General features: G+C 56.3%; 13 protein-coding genes. 10 read left to right on the plus strand and 3 right to left on the minus strand.

All coding sequences use genetic code 11. The annotated features are described in order from the left end of the window. The first annotated feature begins 76 nt into the window (after nt 1-76). Entirely contained in the window at nt 77-679 is a 603-nt protein-coding gene (locus tag KCG46_RS11485) for a class I SAM-dependent methyltransferase (RefSeq protein ID WP_218405663.1), read from the plus strand. A gap of 30 nt (nt 680-709) precedes the next feature. Here the strand turns inward: KCG46_RS11485 and KCG46_RS11490 are convergent, their stop codons facing one another. Further along, the gene (locus KCG46_RS11490) at nt 710-3,364 is read right to left on the minus strand and encodes an Rne/Rng family ribonuclease (protein WP_218405578.1); all 2,655 of its coding nucleotides are present in this window, start codon (nt 3,362-3,364) and stop codon (nt 710-712) included. Between the two features lie 444 nt (nt 3,365-3,808). Between KCG46_RS11490 and KCG46_RS11495 the strand changes: the two genes are divergently transcribed. The 8 genes from KCG46_RS11495 (at nt 3,809) to KCG46_RS11530 (ending at nt 13,241) form a co-directional block, all read left to right on the plus strand. After that, on the plus strand, nt 3,809-4,678 hold the full coding sequence (locus KCG46_RS11495; RefSeq protein WP_218405579.1) for an N-acetylmuramoyl-L-alanine amidase family protein: 870 nt from the start codon (nt 3,809-3,811) through the stop codon (nt 4,676-4,678). A gap of 101 nt (nt 4,679-4,779) precedes the next feature. Beyond that, nucleotides 4,780-7,284 carry a penicillin-binding protein 1A gene (locus KCG46_RS11500; protein ID WP_218405580.1) on the plus strand — a complete coding sequence of 835 codons (2,505 nt, stop codon included), beginning with the start codon at nt 4,780-4,782 and terminating at the stop codon, nt 7,282-7,284. 93 nt (nt 7,285-7,377) lie between these two features. Next, nucleotides 7,378-8,505 (plus strand): peptide chain release factor 2, encoded by a 1,128-nt coding sequence (gene prfB / locus KCG46_RS11505; RefSeq protein ID WP_218405581.1) that lies wholly within the window; start codon nt 7,378-7,380, stop codon nt 8,503-8,505. Then, nucleotides 8,505-9,794, plus strand: coding sequence for a caspase family protein (locus tag KCG46_RS11510; protein WP_218405582.1), 1,290 nt, complete (start codon nt 8,505-8,507; stop codon nt 9,792-9,794). The genes prfB and KCG46_RS11510 overlap by 1 nt, the downstream gene beginning before the upstream one ends. Then, complete coding sequence (locus KCG46_RS11515; RefSeq protein WP_218405583.1) at nt 9,791-10,510, plus strand: class I SAM-dependent methyltransferase; 720 nt, start codon at nt 9,791-9,793, stop codon at nt 10,508-10,510. The genes KCG46_RS11510 and KCG46_RS11515 overlap by 4 nt, the downstream gene beginning before the upstream one ends. Before the next feature lie 104 nt (nt 10,511-10,614). Beyond that, nucleotides 10,615-11,124, plus strand: coding sequence for a bifunctional 3-hydroxydecanoyl-ACP dehydratase/trans-2-decenoyl-ACP isomerase (gene fabA, locus KCG46_RS11520; protein ID WP_218405584.1), 510 nt, complete (start codon nt 10,615-10,617; stop codon nt 11,122-11,124). Nucleotides 11,125-11,166: 42 nt separating this feature from the next. Beyond that, nucleotides 11,167-12,396 carry a beta-ketoacyl-ACP synthase I gene (gene fabB, locus KCG46_RS11525; RefSeq protein ID WP_218405585.1) on the plus strand — a complete coding sequence of 410 codons (1,230 nt, stop codon included), beginning with the start codon at nt 11,167-11,169 and terminating at the stop codon, nt 12,394-12,396. A gap of 44 nt (nt 12,397-12,440) precedes the next feature. Then, the gene (locus tag KCG46_RS11530) at nt 12,441-13,241 is read left to right on the plus strand and encodes an enoyl-ACP reductase FabI (protein ID WP_305040803.1); all 801 of its coding nucleotides are present in this window, start codon (nt 12,441-12,443) and stop codon (nt 13,239-13,241) included. A 27-nt stretch (nt 13,242-13,268) separates the two neighbouring features. On the opposite strand, the gene KCG46_RS11535 is transcribed toward KCG46_RS11530, so the two are convergent. After that, complete coding sequence (locus tag KCG46_RS11535; protein WP_218405586.1) at nt 13,269-14,516, minus strand: ammonium transporter; 1,248 nt, start codon at nt 14,514-14,516, stop codon at nt 13,269-13,271. 6 nt (nt 14,517-14,522) lie between these two features. Then, the gene (locus KCG46_RS11540; RefSeq protein WP_218405587.1) at nt 14,523-15,539 is read right to left on the minus strand and encodes a 2-hydroxyacid dehydrogenase; all 1,017 of its coding nucleotides are present in this window, start codon (nt 15,537-15,539) and stop codon (nt 14,523-14,525) included. Between the two features lie 127 nt (nt 15,540-15,666). Between KCG46_RS11540 and KCG46_RS11545 the strand changes: the two genes are divergently transcribed. Continuing rightward, nucleotides 15,667-16,152, plus strand: coding sequence for an SH3 domain-containing protein (locus KCG46_RS11545; RefSeq protein ID WP_218405588.1), 486 nt, complete (start codon nt 15,667-15,669; stop codon nt 16,150-16,152). Nucleotide 16,153 lies beyond the last annotated feature (1 nt).

The following is a 16,153-nucleotide window of genomic DNA, read 5'->3' on the forward strand; positions in this document are numbered from 1 at the left end:
CTGCGTTACACTCCGCAAGATTGCTTCGCGAAAAGGAGGGCGCGTGGGACTAAGCCAATGGTATGATGCGCATATAATGCCGCGACTTGTTACCTGCGCTTGCAGCCAGGGACAGGTGATGAAGCGCCGAGCTGAATTGGTGCCGCTCGCAAAAGGCGATGTGTTTGAGTTGGGCTGCGGCGGGGGTATCAACCAACAATTCTACAACGCCCCGGCAATCAGCAGCTATTCCGGTATCGATCCACATGACGGCTTGCTGGAAGAGGCCAGGGCCGCTGCCCAGGAAAAGGGCTGGCCCGCAGATATTCGTCAGGGAATTGGCGAATCGATTCCGTTTCCTGACCGCTTTTTTGACAGCGTGGTTTGTACCTTCACATTATGCTCGGTGCAGGATCCGGCGAAAGTCCTTAGCGAACTCCGACGTATCTTGCGCCCGGGTGGTCAAGCACTGTTTCTGGAGCATGGCCGGGCGCCCGATGCAAAAGTCGCTGGCTGGCAGGATCGGATCGAACCTGTTTGGAAACGGATGGCGGGCGGATGCCACCTGACTCGGCCGATCGGTTCAGCATTCCGCAGTGCTGGCTTTGAAGTGGAGCCAATGGGGCAGGGCTATTTGCCCAAAGCACCCAAATTTGCAGGTTGGAATGAGTGGGGAATAGCGCGCAAGCCGGGGGTCTGATCGACCGCCCGGCTTGCTAGTACGCTTACTTTATTCCCCGAAAGTCCGCTGCCACCAACCGCGCTTTTTACCGCCGGTAGCTTCTTCAGTTTCAGCCGGAGCCTCCGCCGCTTTTTTGGCTGCAGGCTTACGCTTGGTCGCCGGTTTCTTCGCCGGTTTTTCTTCTACTGGTGCTTCTTCGCTCGCCGCGTCGGTAGCAGGCTCTTCTACCTTTTTCTTGCGCGGCGCACGCTTACGCTTTGGCTTTTCGGCAGGTGCTTCCTCGGCGGGAGCCTCTTCCTTGGTTTCAGCCTCAGCAGCGGCGTCAGCTGATTCCTCTGCCTTTTTCTTGCGCGGGGCGCGTTTACGCTTTGGCTTTTCAGCAGGTGCACTTTCTTCCGCCATAGCCGCAGCGGTTTCAGGGGCATCATCCGGTCCAGCGACCACAGTCATGTCTTCTTTGATTTGCTCTGAAACCTCTTCGAGGTTCTTTGCGTCAATTTCGGTCACGCCTTCATCGGTTTTCTTGCGGCGACCACGGCCACCGCGGCGGCGGCGACGTTTCGGCTTATCTTCGCCATTATCGTCTTCACCCGCTGCAGGGGCGTTTTCATCGGAGTTGTCGTTCGACTGTTCTTCCGAGTCTTCGCTATCGTTGTCATGACGTTTCTTGCCACGCCCACGGCCACCACGGCGGCGGCGGCGCTTTTTCTTGTGGCCGTCATCGTCCTCATCAGTTTCGATGTCTTCCGGAATATCGTCATCATCATCGTCTTCGTCGATGATCGGTTCGAATTTGGGTGCTTCAGTAGGGCGCGGACCAGCGCTAGTCACGGTCATTTTCGCACCCTCGTCTTCTCCTTCAGGAGAAACCTCTACGGTGACGCCGTAACGCTGCTCAATCTCGACCAGCTCGCTGCGCTTTTCGTTGAGCATGTAGACCGCCGCTTCGGTGCTGGCGCCCAGTTTGATGACGGTGCCTTTGCCCTTGGCCGCTTCGTCTTCGATCAGGCGCAGTGCCGAAAGACCTGCAGACGAAGCTGTACGAACAAGACCGGTGCCATCGCAATGCGGGCATTCGCGCGTTGTCGCTTCGAGTACGCCCGTGCGAAGGCGCTGACGGCTCATTTCCATCAAGCCAAACCCTGAAATCCGGCCAACTTGAATGCGGGCACGGTCGGTCTTCAAGGCGTCTTTCATAGCCTTTTCGACTTTGCGGACGTTGGAATTGTATTCCATGTCGATGAAGTCGATCACAACAAGACCAGCCATATCGCGCAAGCGAAGCTGACGAGCAATTTCGCGTGCTGCTTCGAGGTTGGTATGAAGCGCTGTCTGCTCGATACCGTGTTCCTTGGTGGAGCGGCCCGAGTTAATATCGATCGAGACGAGAGCTTCGGTTGGGTTGATGATCAGATAGCCGCCCGACTTAAGCTGAACCATCGGGTCATACATCGCCCTAAGTTGATCTTCTGCGCCGTAGCGCTGGAACATCGGCACAGGGTCAGAATAGGCTTTTACCCGCCTCGCATGGCTTGGCATGAGCATTTTCATAAAGCCTTTGGCGAGCTTGTATCCGTCTTCACCCTCGACGATCACTTCTTCAATCTCGCGATTGTATATGTCGCGGATCGCGCGTTTGATTAGGTCGCTGTCTGAATGAACCAGGCTAGGCGCGGTGGAGCCCAGTGTTGTCTGACGAATATCGTCCCACAAACGTGCGAGGTAGTCGAAGTCACGCTTGATCTCTGTTTTTGTCCGGCTGAGACCGGCAGTACGGACGATCAGACCCATGCTTTTCGGCAGGGTAAGGTCGCTTACAACTTGCTTCAAGCGCTTGCGATCGCTGGATGAACTGATCTTGCGGCTAATTCCGCCGCCATGCGAACTGTTCGGCATAAGGACCGTATAACGGCCAGCAAGACTGAGATAGCTGGTAAGAGCAGCGCCTTTGTTGCCGCGCTCTTCTTTAACGACTTGAACCAGAACAACCTGGCGGCGCTGGATTACGTCCTGGATTTTATAACGGCGGCGCAGCGCCATCCGCTTTGCGCGAACCTCGTCAACCTGCTTGGCACGGCTGCGGCCTTTGTTGTTACCTTTGCCGCCTTTACCCTGACGGCGGCGCCCGCGGCCTCGTCCGCGTCCGCGGCGAGGTTTCTTCTCATCAGAGGAATCGTCTTCAGCTTCTTCCTCGTCGCTGTCTTCATCATCTTCGTCGTCCGAATCGTCTTCATCCGAGGCGCCGTCTTCGATTGTCGCGACTTTATCTTTTTCCGACGTATCGATTTCCTCAAGGCCATCTTCGGCAAGGTCTTCGGCCAGCGCTTCTGCGCTTTCATCCTCGGCGTCATACTCGTCGCCCGGAGTGTTTCCATCTTCCTCGTCTTCGTCGCGAAGGCGCGCTTCCTCTTCGGCGGCTTCAGCCTCTTCATCAAGCAATGCCTGACGGTCCTCGGACGGGATCTGATAATAATCAGGGTGGATTTCGTTGAACGCGAGGAAGCCGTGGCGGTTACCGCCAAAGTCGACAAATGCCGCCTGCAGAGACGGTTCGACCCGGGTCACCTTCGCTAGATAAATATTGCCTTTGATCTGCTTGTGTTCAGCAGATTCGAAATCGAATTCCTCAATTCGGTTTCCTTTGAGCACCGCCACCCGGGTTTCTTCCGAGTGGCGCGCATCGATTAGCATGCGCGTTGCCATTAAATTGTCTCCAAACGCCGCGGCCACGCGCAGCCAAAGGCTCGCGCAGGGGGCGTATAATATGTGGTGAAATTAAGCGCGGGTGTGCCGCGCAGTTTGGTTTCTTCGCATCTCGCCGTGTTACCGAGGAGCCTGCGATATTCGTGTCTGCCGTGATCGAGTTGCGGGAAAATACCGCGCTCAGGCTCGCATCTTCGCCAGCACCAAATGGGCGCTGCGAATCTATCTGCGAGGAGAGGCGTCTCGTCACTACATCAACCTGTTGTGCGGGCTCCCGGAGCGTTTGACGCCGGTAAAGAGCCCAATCGGGAGAAACTTTAGGCGGCGAATGCTTAATAAACACCCGTAGAACCGTCGTTTCAGTGTTTTGGGTGGTAGCATCGTGGGTTACGTCCCGCAACTCTATTGCGCTTACATTGCGCAACATCCTAAGCACGTTACGCAATGAGCATACGGACGCTCCTTATCCTCGTGATCGCCATTCCCGCCCTTTTGCTTGGTGGTGCGATTGCGTTCGGCTTCAAAATACCCATTCCGGAATGGGGCCGCGATTATGTTTTGAGCTTTCTGATCGATTCCGAATCCCAGCAAATAGAGTTGCCTGCGATTGCCGGCCCAGAGGAAGAAGACCGACCACTAGTCGTCATTGACGCTGGGCACGGCGGGCGGGATCCCGGTTCTGTTAGCGGTGGGGTCAATGAGAAAGATGTGGTTCTGGCGGTTAGCCTCGCGCTTCGCGAAGCTTTGCTTGAAAGCGGCGGCGTACGGGTTGCGATGACGCGGGAAGATGATCGTATCGTTGCGCTGGGCGATCGTCCTGAAATTGCCCGCCAATTAGGCGCGGACTTGTTTATCTCGATCCATGCCGATTCAGCCGGTGAAGCGAGCGAAGTCGCAGGCGCTAGCATTTATACATTGTCCAACGAGGCCTCTAGCGAAGCAGCAGCCCGTTTCGCAGCTCGCGAGAACAATGCTGACCGTGTGAACGGAATCGAAATTGAAGGCCAAAGCGAGGAAGTAAGCGCGATTTTGGTCGAACTTTCGCAAGCGAGAACTCAGGATGACGCCGCTGAATTCGCTTCGCTGATTGCTCGCGAAGGCGAGGGCAAGCTTCGGTTCCATCCCTCAGCGCGCCGATCTGCTGCATTGGCGGTGTTGCGGGCGCCTGACGTGCCAGCAGTTTTGTTCGAAAGCGGCTTTGTAACCAACGAGGCTGACCGTGCGCGGCTGACCACCGAAGCGGGACGCGCGCAATACGCAGAAGTCTTGTCCCAAGCTATTCGCGTCTATTTTGCGCGCCGCAGCGAAACCTGAGGATATTTCGGCACAATTGCCACGTTCTTCTGCTCCCCGTGTAAATCCGTTGCAAAGGTGCTGGAAAGTCCGATTGAAGTCGTGCTAACCGCATTGAAACGATGACCGAAACAGCCCCAGCCTCCAGCCTCGAATATTTTCGTTACCGCCTGAACCGCGATTTGGGCGGCGTTGCGGGCTGGTTTGCGCAAAAGTGGCGAGCGAGCTGGCTCTTCAAAATCGCGGCAGTTTTGATCGGTTTGGGAATAGTCTTCTGGATCGCGGTTTTCGTATGGCTGGCGAGCGATCTTCCCGAAGCGGAAAGCCTGCTCGAATACGAAACTCCGCTGCCCACGGTGGTGCGCGGTGCGGATGGCGAAATCGTCCATTCCTATGCTCGTGAGCGCCGGGTACAGCTGCAATATCCCGATTTTCCCGAGCGGTTGGTCGGCGCGTATCTGTCCGCAGAAGACAAAACATTCTTTAGCCACGGCGGCGTTGATGTGACCGGCACCGCAAATGCGGTGTTCGATTATGCGACGAAATTCGGCTCAGGCGATCGCGCGGTTGGCGGCTCTACGATCACCCAGCAGTTGGCCAAGATACTTTTGCTAGGTGACGAATATTCGGTCACTCGTAAGCTGAAGGAAATGATCCTAGCGAGCCGTATCGAAGGGGTGTTGAGCAAGCAGGAAATCCTTGAGCTTTACCTTAATGAAATTCCTCTTGGCCGCCGCAGTTTTGGCGTGCAGGCAGCGGCGCGCGCCTATTTCGACAAAGATGTCGGCGATCTGGAATTGCACGAAATGGCGTTCCTTGCGATCCTACCCAAAGCGCCAGAGCGGTATGGCCGCAGAGGGCAGGAAGAAGCGGCTTTAGTCCGCCGCGACTTTGTTCTCAGTCAGATGGAAGAGAACGGCTACATCAGCGCGTCCGAACGCCAGCAGGCTGCAAGCCAACCACTGGGGCTTGCAACACAGCGTACCCAGCGCTCTGTAGATGCTGGCTATTTCCTCGAAGAAGTTCGCCGGCAATTGATTGATCAGTTCGGCGAAAATGCTGAAACAGGCGATAACAGCGTCTATGCAGGTGGTCTTTGGGTTCGCACGTCACTTGATCCCGAAATTCAGGAGGCGGCGCGCGATGCGCTGCGAACTGGGTTAGTCCGCTATCACGGCCGTAGGGGCTGGGGCGGTCCTGTCGCAAATATTGATTTGAGCGAAGGCAATTGGGCGGGGCAGCTCGCCAGCTCTTACATATCGATCGGCTACAAGGATTGGCGTGTCGGCGTCGTTACTCAACGCAGCGGCAGCAGTGCGACAATTGGCTTCGCCGATGGAGAGGAAGCGCCTCTTTCAAGTCTGCCAAATGCCTTGAAGGCTGGCGATGTGATTGTTGTGCGCCCGCAAGGTTCCGGTTTCCGCGTCGCGTCGCTTCCAACAGCCCAAGGCGGTCTGGTTGTTCAAAGCCCGCAGACTGGACGCGTGGTCGCCATGCAGGGCGGGTTCGATCACCGCCTTTCGGACTTTAATCGGGCGACGCAGGCAATGCGGCAACCCGGGTCGACAATTAAGCCGTTTGTCTATGCTACAGGCCTCGACAACGGGATGACCCCTTCGACCGAAATCGATAATACCCGGTTCTGCTATTATCAGGGCAACCGACTGGGCGAGAAATGCATCCGTGGCGGCCGAGCCGGACAATTCCCTATGCGATACGGCCTAGAGCAGTCACAGAACATTATGACGGTCCAAATCGGCATGCAGGCGGGTATGGAAAACGTCGTTGATACGATTGAAGCGGTTGGCATTGGCGAAGCTGATCCCTATGCCGCGACTGCGCTTGGTTCTGAAGAAACAACTGTCCTGCGGATGGTGAATGCGTATTCCGCGTTGGCAAATCATGGTCGCCTGAATCAGCCGACTGTTATCGACTATGTGCAAGATCGCCGCGGCAAAGTTATTTGGCGCGCCGACGATCGCAACTGTAATGGCTGCAACATGGCTGAGTGGGATGGCAATTCGATGCCGCGCTTTGGCATGAAAGGCGAGCAAGTGATGGACGCTCGCACCGCATTCCAGACCATGCATATGCTCGAAGGCGTTGTGGATCGCGGAACCGCCACGGTTCTGAATACTCTTGGCCTGCCGCTTTTCGGCAAAACCGGTACGACGACAGGTCCCAAAGATGTTTGGTTCGTTGGTGGAACTCAACAATTGATCGCAGGCGCATATGTCGGTTTCGACCGACCCAAAAATATGGGTGGCTATGCACAAGGCGGCACAATCGCTGCGCCGATTATCAAAGATCTTATCCAAAACTCACGCGAACGCTGGGTTGACCTCCCCGCGATTGCGCCCGCAGGTGTGCGGATGGTCCGGGTGGATCGGCGCACGGGCAAGCGAGTGTTTGATCGCTGGCCAACCGGTAACGCAAAGTCAGACGTAATTTGGGAGGCGTTCAAACCTGATTCCGAACCGGAACGTTCGACAAGGCAGGATGAGATTGCTGCCAAACGTGATGAAATTCTCGCGCTCATCCGTGCAAGCCGCAATGCGGGACCAAGTGTTGAAAGCAGCGACGGTCAACCTGAAGACTTTGTCGAGGATCAAGGCGGCATTTACTGACAAGTTTGCGGCGGGCAGCTTGATTGCCCGCGCTTTACAATTGTGCCTTCCGCGTTAAGCGAGACTCCAAGACGAGTGTTTAAAGGATAGCTTATGCGGGCCGAGGCCCAAGCCAATATCGACCGGATTGAAGCAGCGCTTGATCTGGTCCGTCAATCGCTCGATTGGGAGCGGGCCTTGCGCCGTCTCGACGAGCTCGATGCGCGTGTGCAGGATCCAACCTTGTGGGACAATCCGAAAGAAGCACAAGCGATCAGCCGTGAGCAAAAGACGCTCGAGACTGCGGTGAATACCGTGCGCGAGATTTCTGCCGAAATGAGCGACGCCGTCGAATTCATCCAAATGGGTGAGGCAGAAGGCGAAGAGGGCATCGTAAATGATGGTCTTAAAAGTCTCTCGCGCCTCGCTGATCGCGCTGACGCTGATAAAGTTCAGGCGCTGCTTTCGGGTGAAGCCGATGGCAATGACACTTATCTTGAAATTCATGCAGGCGCGGGCGGCACGGAGAGCCAGGACTGGGCTGAGATGCTGTTTCGTATGTATGGCCGCTGGGCTGAACGGCGCGGGTTCAAGATCGAAACGGTTGAATATCAGGCTGGCGACCAGGCTGGCATCAAGTCCGCCACGCTACTGATCAAGGGCGAGGGCGCCTACGGCTATTCCAAGACGGAAAGCGGAGTTCATCGCCTCGTCCGGATTAGCCCATATGACAGCGCAGCAAAGCGCCACACCAGCTTTTCAAGCGTGTGGGTCTATCCCGTAATCGACGATGATATCGAGATCGAAATCGATCCATCTGACCTAAAAATCGATACTTACCGTGCATCGGGAGCTGGCGGTCAGCACGTCAACACCACAGACAGCGCCGTTCGTATCACACACCAGCCAACCGGCATCGTTGTTGCTAGCCAGAATGATCGCAGCCAACACAAGAACCGCGCAACCGCGATGAACATGTTGAAAGCGCGGTTGTTCGAACGCGAAATGGCTGAGCGTGAGGCCGCCGCTTCGAGCGACTATCAGGAAAAAAGCGACATCGGGTGGGGCCACCAAATCCGTTCTTACGTTTTGCAGCCGTATCAGATGGTGAAAGATCTACGCACAGGAGTAACCTCCAGTTCGCCTGACAAGGTCCTCGATGGTGAAATTGATGAGTTCATATCGGCTGCACTCGCTCAGCAGGTCACCGGGGAGACTGTCGAGATCGAGGACGTAGAGTGATGAAATTGCGCACCTTCCTTCTTGCTGGGGTGTGCGCAGGCCTCGCGGCGCCTGCACATGCAGATGTCTTGATCGGTCCGCGCGTTGCCTACTATTTTGACAATTCCAACCTGCGCACTTCGAACCAGCGCGGAGTTGAAGATGCCGCACAAATCCGCGATGAAGAGCGCGAAGAGCAGCTTGAACAAATTCTGCAGCTTCCAACCATCCTGACATCAACCGAGCCATCCAGCGCGGTTCTCGCCGACCAGATTGGTTTTCCCATGGTTGGAGCGATGATCAATTTCGGCGATGATCGCGACCGGTTCACGCTCATCGGCATGTATGGTGAAGGGGCAGGTGCATCAAACCTTACCTCGACAAGGCAGATCAGGCTCGTAGCCGGTTTTCAGGACGTTCGTGACCTCGAAGTCAGCAATCTTGTCGGCATCACCGATGTAGAGCGGATTGATCTCGAGGCCACATGGCAACGCCGCTTGAACGAAAATTTCGCGATCACCGCGGGCGTGCGGTATGAACAGCTCGATATTGTCGATACCGGAGAGCTGATCGCCGCCAATTACGAGGCGGCTGAAAACGAGGCTTTGCGCCTTGCCAATCCGCGCGTAGAAGTGGGTCTCGTCAGCTCGGCATTGCGCGGAACGAGTGTTTCGGAACTGACCGTTCTAGAAGAACGCGCCGCGCAAGAATGGCAAGAAGGTCTGGACCTATGGCTCGACACTCTATCGGGCGATGATATCGGTCTTTTCTATTTTGCTGGGCATAGATTTCAGATTGAGGGGCAAAATTTTCTGATGAGCTCTGATGGCAAATCGCTGACCCCGCTGGGCTCACTGGTGACCCAGATAACTGAGCGCGAGCGAGGAGCGATCATCGTGATCAATGCTTGTCGCAACAATCCCTATTTCGACGTTGAGCCAGATGACCAAATTGAGATTGTCGAGATTTCGGGAGCCACCCGCAGCATCAATTATGTGACGTTTTCCGACATCAGCGCTTCATCCGGCGGATTGGAGCAGCTCGGAAATTTGCGAGGACTTTCCGCTGTGGCATTCTTTTCCACTGAGCCGGGCAATGTCGCTGAAGATGGTCCAGCACCGGGTAAGGGAAGCCCATTTGCGATTGAGTTTGCGAAGCAAATCGCCCGCCGCCAATCGCTGGATGAGGTGTTTTGCAAGACAGCGATTGCCGTGACAGAACGAACCGAAAACAGGCAATCTCCGTGGCGTCAGGGTGATTTGGCGTTCAATGTCTTTGTCTCGGGTATGCGGGCGTTGCCGATCCCATGATGCGCTTTGCTACCATATGTTTGATTTCATTTGCGCCGGTCCTTGTCGCCTGCGAACCGATGGTCGACCAGTCCAACCGGCCCGCAACGGCGCTCGAATTCCCGCTGCCCGACCGACCCGTTGCCGAGATTATTTCGAACCAATTCTCCAACGAAGACGCCCGCGATGAGCGCAATGAAGCTCAGGTCGTGATGGACCTTGCCAACATCGAAGAAGGCACCACAGTCGCCGATATTGGTGCTGGTGAGGGGTACTATACCGTCAGATTGGCGCAGCGTGTCGGGGAAGATGGCCGTGTTCTTGCGCAAGACATCAGCCGCGAGGCTTTGCAGCGATTGGGGCGCCGCGTCGAAAGAGAGCGCCTCGAAAACATCTCAATCAAGCTTGGGCAGCCCGACGATCCCCAATTGCCTGTCGACAGTTTTGATCGCATCTTTTTGGTCCACATGTACCATGAAGTGACAGAGCCATATGCGTTTCTGTGGCGTCTCTGGCCCGCTATGGCCGAAGACGGCCAGATCATCGTTGTTGATGTGGACAGGCCGACTGATCGCCACGGCATCCCGCCCAAGCTTCTTTTCTGCGAGTTCGATGCGGTTGGATACAATCTGGTCGAATTTATCGAACGACCGGATATCCGCGGTTACTTTGCGCGATTCGAGCGCAGCGAAGCTCGCACCGATCCTTCGGATATCAAGGCGTGCAGCAACGGGTGATACCGACAGCCCGTGGTGTTCGCGATCATTGCACTGCCTGCTTCGCGACTCTATGGCGCATATTCAAATAGTGAATTGCAAACAGGTGGAGCGTACCAACGCCGATGACAGATTTTCCAACCAGCTTTGACCGTGATGATCTGCTGAAATGCGCGCGGGGTGAATTGTTTGGCCCTGGCAACGCGCAACTGCCCGAACCGCCTATGTTGATGATGGACCGGATTACCGACATCTCGGGCGAGGGCGGTCCCCATGGTAAGGGGCATGTGGTGGCGGAATTCGACATCAAACCGGACCTTTGGTTTTTCGACTGCCACTTTCCTGGCAATCCGATCATGCCCGGCTGTCTTGGTCTAGATGGCCTGTGGCAGCTTACCGGCTTCAATCTCGGTTGGCGCGGGTGGCAGGGCCGCGGTTATGCTCTGGGTGTTGGCGAGGTAAAGCTCACTGGCATGGTGCGCCCTGACCGGAAAAAGCTGACCTATTTTGTGGATTTCACCAAAGCGGTGCAAACCCGGCGTTTGACCATGGGCGTGGCCGATGGCCGTGTTGAGGCCGATGGCGAGGTCATTTATCAGGTTAAAGATATGAAAGTAGCGCTCTCAGAAGCCTAAAGAGGGCAGAAGCGTGAGTGGGTTAGGCGATAGGGGAAAAACATGCGTCGCGTCGTCATTACCGGGCTGGGGATCGTATCCTCGATTGGCAACAATTCATCCGAAGTGCTGGCTTCGCTGAAGGCGGGCAGATCCGGCATCACATTCAACGAAGATATGGCCGAACACGGTTTCCGCTCGCAGATTGCGGGCGCGGTCGATCTTGATCTCAAAGAGCATGTGGACAAGCGCACATTGCGGTTCATGGGACCAGGGGCAGCCTATGCTCATATTGCAATGGGGCAAGCCATTGCCGATGCGGGGCTTGAAGAAAAGGATGTCATCAATCCGATGACCGGTGTGATTGCCGGGTCCGGTGGTCCATCCACTTCCGCTATGTTGGCTGCGCATCAAACAGTGCTGAGTACGGGCGCAACGAAGCGCATTGGGCCGTTTGCCGTGCCGAAGACTATGTCGTCGACCGTAAGCGCTAATCTTGCCACTGCCTATCAGATCAAGGGCATGAACTTCTCCATCACCTCGGCCTGTTCGACCTCGCTTCATTGCATTGGCATGGCGGCGCAGCAGATTGCGCTGGGCCAGCAGGACGTGATGTTCGGCGGCGGCGGCGAAGAGCTGGATTGGACACTGTCATGTCTGTTCGACGCGATGGGTGCGATGTCGAGCAAGTATAACGACACGCCGGAACGCGCGTCCCGTGCTTTTGACGCCGACCGTGATGGTTTCGTCATCGGCGGCGGCGGCGCGATGCTTGTGCTCGAAAGCCTTGAGCATGCGCAGGCCCGCGGCGCTAAAATCTACGCCGAAGTCACCGGATTCTGCGCAACATCGGACGGTGCAGACATGGTTGCACCATCGGGTGAGGGCGGCGAACGCGCCATGCGCGGCGCGATCAAAACGCTCAGCGCCGATCGCAAAGTTAGTTACATCAACGCTCACGGCACTTCGACGCCGGTCGGCGATGTCGGCGAGATCGAGGCAGTGCGCCGGGTCTTTGGCGACGGATCAACTCCGCCCGTTAGTTCCACGAAATCGATGACCGGACACAGCCAAGGGGCCACCGGTGCACAAGAAGCAATCTATTGCCTGCTCGCATTGGAAAATGACTTTATCATTCCATCCATCAATGTCGAAACTCTTGATCCAGCGCTTAAGCCTGAAGAGATCGCCACCGAGCTCGTTGAGAATGCCGGACTTGATACGGTGATGACCAATTCATTTGGGTTCGGCGGCACCAATGGTTCGATGCTGATGTCGAAATTTCACGGGTGAACTGAGAAAACGGCTTTAGGGGCCGCGAGGTGAGGGGTTTGAATATGCCAGCAAACATGGGTGTACTCGCCGGAAAACGCGGCCTCGTAATGGGCGTGGCCAATGATCGGTCTATTGCTTGGGGCATCGCCAAAGCGTGCGCAGATGCGGGGGCTGAGCTCGCTTTCACGTACCAAGGTGAGGCTTTTGGAAAGCGGTTGGAGCCGCTCGCGACAAGCGTTGGTTCAGATTTCATGCTCGATGTGGACGTGACCGATGATGCGTCGCTGGATGCCGCGTTTGCAGGACTTCAGGAACGGTGGGGAAGGCTGGATTTTGTAGTTCACGCGATTGCCTATGCCGATAAGTCAGAATTGTCGGGCCGTATCCTCGATACTTCGCGCCAGAACTTCCAAAACTCACTGGATATATCGGCTTACAGCTTGATCGAAGTGACGCGGCGCGCTCATCCGATGATGGTTGAGCACGGAGGCACGATACTTACGCTAAGCTATATGGGCTCAACCCGTGTTACGCCGAATTACAACGTGATGGGTGTGGCCAAAGCCGCTTTGGAGGCGTCAGTGCGCTATCTCGCCGACGATCTCGGTCCGGATGGCATCCGCGTCAACACGATCAGTCCCGGTCCAATGAAAACGTTGGCTATGTCCGCCATCGGAGGCGCGCGCAGCACCTATCGGCATACCGACACCAATTCACCTTTGCGAAGCAATGCGACGTTGGAAGCAGTCGGCGGAACGGCAGTGTATCTATGCAGCGATGCTGGAGCCTACACGACTGGAGAGATCATCCATGTCGATGGCGGTTTCCACGTTCTGGGCATGCCGCAGTTCGAAAATCTCTAAGGCTGCCGTCTTCGTCTCTCTGAACGGTTAGTCGAGATCCCAACCACGCTCACCGTGGTTTGTCAGATCGAGCCCATCTTGCTCGGCCTCTTCTTCCACTCTTAGCGGGAAAACAATCGAAACCATCAACGCGATGATAACAGTCCCTACCGCGCTCCAAAGAGCGACTGCGCCTATGCCGATCGCTTGCGCACCCAGTTGGCCTGTCATGGTCATATCCCCGAAATATCCGGTTCCGCCGAGATCCGGAGAGATAAAGATGGCGAGCAGCATTGTTCCGAGCAGCCCGCCAACACCGTGAACCGCAAAGACATCTAAGCTGTCGTCGATGTGCCAGCGGTTCTTCACCAGCTGGATCGCTCCATAGCAAACGAGTGCGCCCATTGCGCCAAAGATGATCGCGGCACCGGGTGACACGAAAACAGCGGCGGGCGTAATTGTCGCGAGTCCGGCGATTGCCCCTGTCGCCCAACCGATGCTGGTCGGTTTGCCAAAGCTCAGCTTTTCACAAAGCAGCCAGGTCAAAGCAGCCGCGCTGGCTGCAACGTGAGTAGAAAGGATTGCGCTAGACGCGTTATCGTTCGCGCCGATGGCGGAACCGCCGTTGAAACCAAACCATCCGACCCAAAGCAAGGCCGCGCCGATCATGGTCAGCACTGGAGCATGTGGCAGCATTGGTTTCTGCGGAAAGCCTTCACGCCGGCCGAGCAGCAGAGCGACGACGAGAGCTGAAACACCTGCAGTGGTATGAACCACGAGGCCGCCTGCAAAATCCAAGGTTCCAAATTGGCTAGCCAGCCATCCACCGCCCCATAACCAGTGTGCAACGGGAGCGTATACGATCAACAGCCAAAGTGCGCAGAAACCCAGCACCCAAGAAAAACGTGCTCTTTCAACCCATGCGCCAACCATCAGGGCCGGCGTGATCGCCGCAAATGTCATCTGGAACAGGGCAAAAGTGCTTTCCGGTATAGCGGTTCCGGCTCGCAACGTGCCGAGGTCCATCAGCATCACGGCATTGCCGCCGCCGATCCATCCATTCGTCACTTGGCCGAAGGCAAGTGTATAGCCGACAAAGACCCACAAAATCGATGCAAGCGCTGCGATTGCGCCGCATTGGAGAAGGGCCGAAAGAACGTTCTTCGCGCGAACAAGCCCTCCGTAAAACAGGGCAAGACCCGGCAGTGTCATCAAGAGAACGAGCGCTGAACTCGCCAGAACCCAAGCGGTGTCGCCAGTATCCGGCGTTACCAATGCGGCAGGGTCTGCAATCATCAATATCTATCCGATCAATGCGGTTAAAACTTGGTCTGGCGGTCTGTGGCCATCAGCCCAGAAACGGATATTGGCGATGACCTTCTCGCCAGAGGCCTCGCGCCCCTCTGCAGTTGCGCTGCCGATATGTGGCAAGGTCATCACGTTGGGGTGTCTAAGCAAGCGTTCATCTACATTGGGCTCGTCTGGATAAACATCCAATCCGGCTCCTGCGAGTTTGCCGGCATAAAGAGCTTCTATCAGAGCTTCCTGGTCGATCAGTTCGCCGCGCGCCGTATTGATGACACTGGCCCCGTCTTTCATTAGGCCAATACGGCGACTATCCAACAGTCCTCGCGTATCGTCTGTCAGCGGACAGTGAAGCGTTAGAATATCGGCCTGCGCGATGAGCTCATCGACGTCGGCAACACGTTTTACGCTGAGCATTTGTTCAAGCGCAGCGGGAAGCGGTTTTCTGGTGGAGTAAATCACCTCAAGACCGAATGCGCGTGCACGGTGGGCTACGGCCTGACCGATGCGGCCCATGCCAATAATGCCAAGCGTTTTTCCGCCCAGTTTGCGGCCAAGGAGCCCTGACGGGGCCCAGCCTGACCACTCCCCCTTACGGACCAGAGCAGTGCCTTCACGAATGCGGCGCGGCACGCCGATAATACCTGCCATTGCAATGTCTGCGGTGTCGTTTGTGAAAACGCCGGGCGTGTTCGTGACGAAGATTTTGCGCTTGGCTGCTGCTGCAAGATCAATGTGTTCAGTGCCCGCACCGAAATTGGCAATCAGCTTTAAGCGTTCGCCTGCAGCCTCGATCATTTCACGATCGATCATGTCCGTCACTGTCGGTACGAGGACATCGCAATTTTGCATCGCGGCGATGATCGCATCCCGGCTCATTGGCACGTCTTCGCTGTTTAACGATGCGTCATAGAGCTCGCTCATCCGCATTTCGACGCTGGGCATTAATTGGCGAGTTACGACCACTGACGGCTTGCCAGATGGGAAATGCGGCGGTGTGTGCGTTGCGGCCATATGGCGGGCTAAGGCGATTGGGGCAGGGCGGTCAACCCGCAGGGCACGCCTGCTGCGAACAGTCGTGGAAATCTGTTTACACCTAAGCGACTTGATGCGGGGCGCGTTGCGAGTAATAGTCTCAGCCATGCTCGCTATCCGCTCCTTTCTCCTTGCTGCTCTTGGTGCGTTGGTCCTGACGGCATTTGCTTCAGAGCAAGCGCAAGCGCAGGACCGCGATGTCCCGTATTGGACGTCGCTGCGCTATGATGAAGTGCGGATGAGGGTAGGCCCTAGCCGCGAATACAAGATTGATTGGATTTACCGGCGCAAAGGCATGCCTATGAAGGTGATCCGCCTGCGGGAAGGCTGGCGGCTTGTCGAAGATCCGGAAGGCGAACAGGGTTGGGTTGCGTCCAGCCAACTTACACTGGACCGAGGCGTCTTGGTCACAGGAGACGGACTCGTCGACCTTCGGGCGGCTCCCGGCGTTACCTCTGCATTACGATGGCGCGCAGAGCCCGGTGTCGTGGCAAAGTTGATAGGATGCCGCGAAGATTGGTGCGAGATTAGCGTTACGGGTCGGACCGGATGGGTTCCGGTGCAGCGCCTTTGGGGAACGGGCGAGCCGTAGG

Origin of the sequence: Erythrobacter crassostreae (genome assembly GCF_019204045.1) — a bacterium.
GTDB lineage: Bacteria > Pseudomonadota > Alphaproteobacteria > Sphingomonadales > Sphingomonadaceae > Erythrobacter > Erythrobacter crassostreae.

Excerpts from the sequence above, each read along its gene's own strand:
- KCG46_RS11485 (WP_218405663.1), top strand. The coding sequence starts at position 77 with ATGCCGCGACTTGTTACCTGCGCTTGCAGCCAGGGACAGGTGATGAAG.
- KCG46_RS11490 (WP_218405578.1), bottom strand. The coding sequence starts at position 3,364 with ATGGCAACGCGCATGCTAATCGATGCGCGCCACTCGGAAGAAACCCGG.
- KCG46_RS11495 (WP_218405579.1), top strand. The coding sequence starts at position 3,809 with ATGAGCATACGGACGCTCCTTATCCTCGTGATCGCCATTCCCGCCCTT.
- KCG46_RS11500 (WP_218405580.1), top strand. The coding sequence starts at position 4,780 with ATGACCGAAACAGCCCCAGCCTCCAGCCTCGAATATTTTCGTTACCGC.
- prfB (WP_218405581.1), top strand. The coding sequence starts at position 7,378 with ATGCGGGCCGAGGCCCAAGCCAATATCGACCGGATTGAAGCAGCGCTT.
- KCG46_RS11510 (WP_218405582.1), top strand. The coding sequence starts at position 8,505 with ATGAAATTGCGCACCTTCCTTCTTGCTGGGGTGTGCGCAGGCCTCGCG.
- KCG46_RS11515 (WP_218405583.1), top strand. The coding sequence starts at position 9,791 with ATGATGCGCTTTGCTACCATATGTTTGATTTCATTTGCGCCGGTCCTT.
- fabA (WP_218405584.1), top strand. The coding sequence starts at position 10,615 with ATGACAGATTTTCCAACCAGCTTTGACCGTGATGATCTGCTGAAATGC.
- fabB (WP_218405585.1), top strand. The coding sequence starts at position 11,167 with ATGCGTCGCGTCGTCATTACCGGGCTGGGGATCGTATCCTCGATTGGC.
- KCG46_RS11530 (WP_305040803.1), top strand. The coding sequence starts at position 12,441 with ATGCCAGCAAACATGGGTGTACTCGCCGGAAAACGCGGCCTCGTAATG.
- KCG46_RS11535 (WP_218405586.1), bottom strand. The coding sequence starts at position 14,516 with ATGATTGCAGACCCTGCCGCATTGGTAACGCCGGATACTGGCGACACC.
- KCG46_RS11540 (WP_218405587.1), bottom strand. The coding sequence starts at position 15,539 with ATGGCCGCAACGCACACACCGCCGCATTTCCCATCTGGCAAGCCGTCA.
- KCG46_RS11545 (WP_218405588.1), top strand. The coding sequence starts at position 15,667 with ATGCTCGCTATCCGCTCCTTTCTCCTTGCTGCTCTTGGTGCGTTGGTC.